Origin of the sequence: Micromonospora mangrovicola (assembly GCF_047200535.1) — a bacterium.
Lineage (GTDB): Bacteria > Actinomycetota > Actinomycetes > Mycobacteriales > Micromonosporaceae > Micromonospora.
Genome location: NZ_JBJZOG010000212.1, coordinates 1 through 2592, shown reverse-complemented (window position 1 = coordinate 2592; position 2592 = coordinate 1). Strand labels below are relative to the sequence as shown.

Annotated in this window: 3 protein-coding genes; 2 read left to right on the top strand and 1 reads right to left on the bottom strand. The window is 72.3% G+C overall.

All coding sequences use genetic code 11. The features are described from left to right. Window positions 1-14: 14 nt before the first annotated feature. Complete coding sequence (murA, locus tag ACL02O_RS34010) at window positions 15-1454, bottom strand: UDP-N-acetylglucosamine 1-carboxyvinyltransferase (RefSeq protein WP_412822287.1); 1440 nt, start codon at window positions 1452-1454, stop codon at window positions 15-17. On the opposite strand from murA, the gene ACL02O_RS34005 reads away from it, so the two are divergent. Beyond that, on the top strand, window positions 1453-2025 hold the full coding sequence (locus tag ACL02O_RS34005) for a cob(I)yrinic acid a,c-diamide adenosyltransferase (RefSeq protein WP_412822286.1): 573 nt from the start codon (window positions 1453-1455) through the stop codon (window positions 2023-2025). The genes murA and ACL02O_RS34005 overlap by 2 nt on opposite strands. Continuing rightward, window positions 2001-2438 (top strand): VOC family protein, encoded by a 438-nt coding sequence (locus ACL02O_RS34000; RefSeq protein ID WP_412822285.1) that lies wholly within the window; start codon window positions 2001-2003, stop codon window positions 2436-2438. The genes ACL02O_RS34005 and ACL02O_RS34000 overlap by 25 nt, the downstream gene beginning before the upstream one ends. Window positions 2439-2592 lie beyond the last annotated feature (154 nt).

The window sequence follows — 2592 nt, the reverse complement described above, 5'->3', positions numbered from 1 at the left end:
AGCCCTCTCCCCGGTCAGATCTCCAGCGCCGGCTCCTCCGGCACCGTGCCGCGTTCCACCGCCACGCCGAGCGCCCGAAGGTCCGCGACGAAGTCCGGGTAGCCCCGGTCGACGTGGTGCACGTGGGAAACCTCGGTGACTCCCTCCGCGCAGAGCCCGGCGATGATCAGGCCGGCGCCGGCCCGGATGTCGGTGGCCCGCACGGGGGCGCCGGAAAGCCGCTCGCGGCCACAGACCAGCGCGTGGTGGCCGTCCGTCCTGATGTCCGCGCCGAGCCGCATCATCTCGTTGGCGAACATGAACCGGCCGTCGAAGATGTTCTCGGTGATCAGGGAGGGCCCGTCGCTCACCGCGGCCAGGCCGATCGCCATCGGCAGCAGATCGGTGGCGAAGCCCGGGAACGGCAGGGTCACCACGTCCACGGCCGCGGGACGGTCGTCCATCCGTACCCGGAACGCCCCACCCCGGGTCTCCACCAGGCCGCCGGCCGAGACCAGCTTGTCCAGCGCAACCTCCAGGTACGCCGGCTCGATGCCGGTGACGGTGACGTCCCCGCGGGTCATCGCGGCGGCGAACGCCCACGTCCCGGCGACGATCCGGTCCCCCACCGTGGCGTGCCGGACCGGGCGCAGCTCGGGCACCCCGACGATGTGCAGGGTGGAGGTGCCCTCCCCTTCGATCCGGGCCCCCATCCGGATCAGCATCGAACAGATGTCGACGATCTCCGGCTCCCGGGCCGCGTTGTCGATCGTCGTGGTCCCCTGGGCCAGCACCGCCGCCATGACCAGGTTCTCGGTCGCGCCGACGCTCGGGAAGTCCAGCACGATGTCCGCGCCGTGCAGCCCGTCCGGAGCCTCGGCGATGACGAAGCCGTGCTCGCCGGAGATCTCCGCGCCCATCCGGGCCAGCCCGGCGATGTGCATGTCCAGGCCACGCGAGCCGATGGCGTCCCCGCCCGGGTGGGCCACCCGCACGTACCCCCGGCGGGCCAGCAGCGGGCCGAGCACACAGATCGACGCGCGCAGCCGGCGGACCAGGTCGTAGTCGGCCTCCGCGCCGGGCTGCTCCGGCACGTCGATCACGACCGACCGGGAGCGTTCCACGCCGCCGCGGGCCACCATCGGATCGACCGGGTCGTCGGCGGCGAACCGCACGCCGCAGCCGAGCCGGCGGAGCACCTCCCCCATGATCGCGATGTCGGTGATCCGCGGGACATTGGTGATCACACTGCGGCCGGGCGCGAGCAACGCGGCGGCCATCAGCTTGAGCGCCGAGTTCTTCGCCCCGACCACATGCACGGTGCCGGCCAGCCGGGCCTCACCGGGAACCCGGATGACGTCGACGTCGTTGACCGCCGGATCACCGGCGTCACCCGGGCCGACCCCGGCCGGCCAGCCGGTCTGGCCCGGCCGCGCCGGGATGGTCAGGTCCGGTATCCGTAGGCTGTGCGTCATGGCCGTCCACCTCACGCGCATCTACACCAAGGCCGGCGACGCCGGCATGACCAGGCTGAGCAACAACGAGCAGGTGCCGAAGACCGATCCGCGGATCGCCGCGTACGCGGACGTCGACGAGTGCAACGCCGCCATCGGCGTCGCGCTCGCCCTCGGGCAGCTCTCGGACGAGCTGCGGGCGGTACTGGAGTCGATCCAGAACGACATGTTCGACGTCGGCGCGGACCTGGCGACGCCGGTGGAGCCGGACCCGAAGTACCCGCCGCTGCGGGTCACCGAGGAGTACGTCGAGCGCCTCGAGGGCTGGTGCGACGAGTACAACGCGCGCCTGAGCAAGCTCGACTCCTTCATCCTCCCCGGCGGCACCGCTGGCGCGGCGCTGCTGCACGTGGCACGGACGATCGCCCGGCGCGCCGAGCGTGCGGCGTGGGCGCTGGTCGCACACGACCCGGATCGGACCAGCCCCCTCCCGGCAAAGTATCTCAACCGGCTCTCCGATCTGCTCTTTATCCTGGCAAGAACGGCAAATCCGAATGGAGATGTGCTATGGGTGCCGGGCGGGAAGCGCTGACCGTCGGCGCGCTGCACCACGTGGAGGTCTGGGTACCCGACCTCGCCGCCGCCAGACGTTCCTGGGGCTGGCTCCTCGGGGCACTGGGCTGGACGCCGTTCCAGGACTGGCCGGCCGGGCGGTCCTGGCGGCTCGGCCCCACCTACCTGGTCATGGAGGAGTCCCCGGCGCTCAGCGGACGGGTACACGACCGGCTCGCGCCGGGCCTCAACCACCTGGCCTTCCACGCCGGGCCGCCGGCCGCGGTGGACAAGCTGGTCGCCGCCGCGCCGGAGTACGGCTGGGAGCTGCTCTTCCCGGACCGCCACCCGCACGCCGGCGGCCCGCAGACGTACGCCGCCTACCTCGCCGACGGGCAGGGGTACGAGGTGGAACTGGTGGCCGACCCGGATGCCGGCACGGACCGTAGGTGACCTCCACCTGCCGTCCGGACGACTGGTGGTCACCGACCCGGCGTGGCTGAAGTACGACTCCGTCCCATTCACCAGCACCGTGGCGCCGGGTGACGCTCAGCCTGACCCGGATCGGACCTGCCGCTCCGATCCGCAGGGTGGTCAGATACGCCGC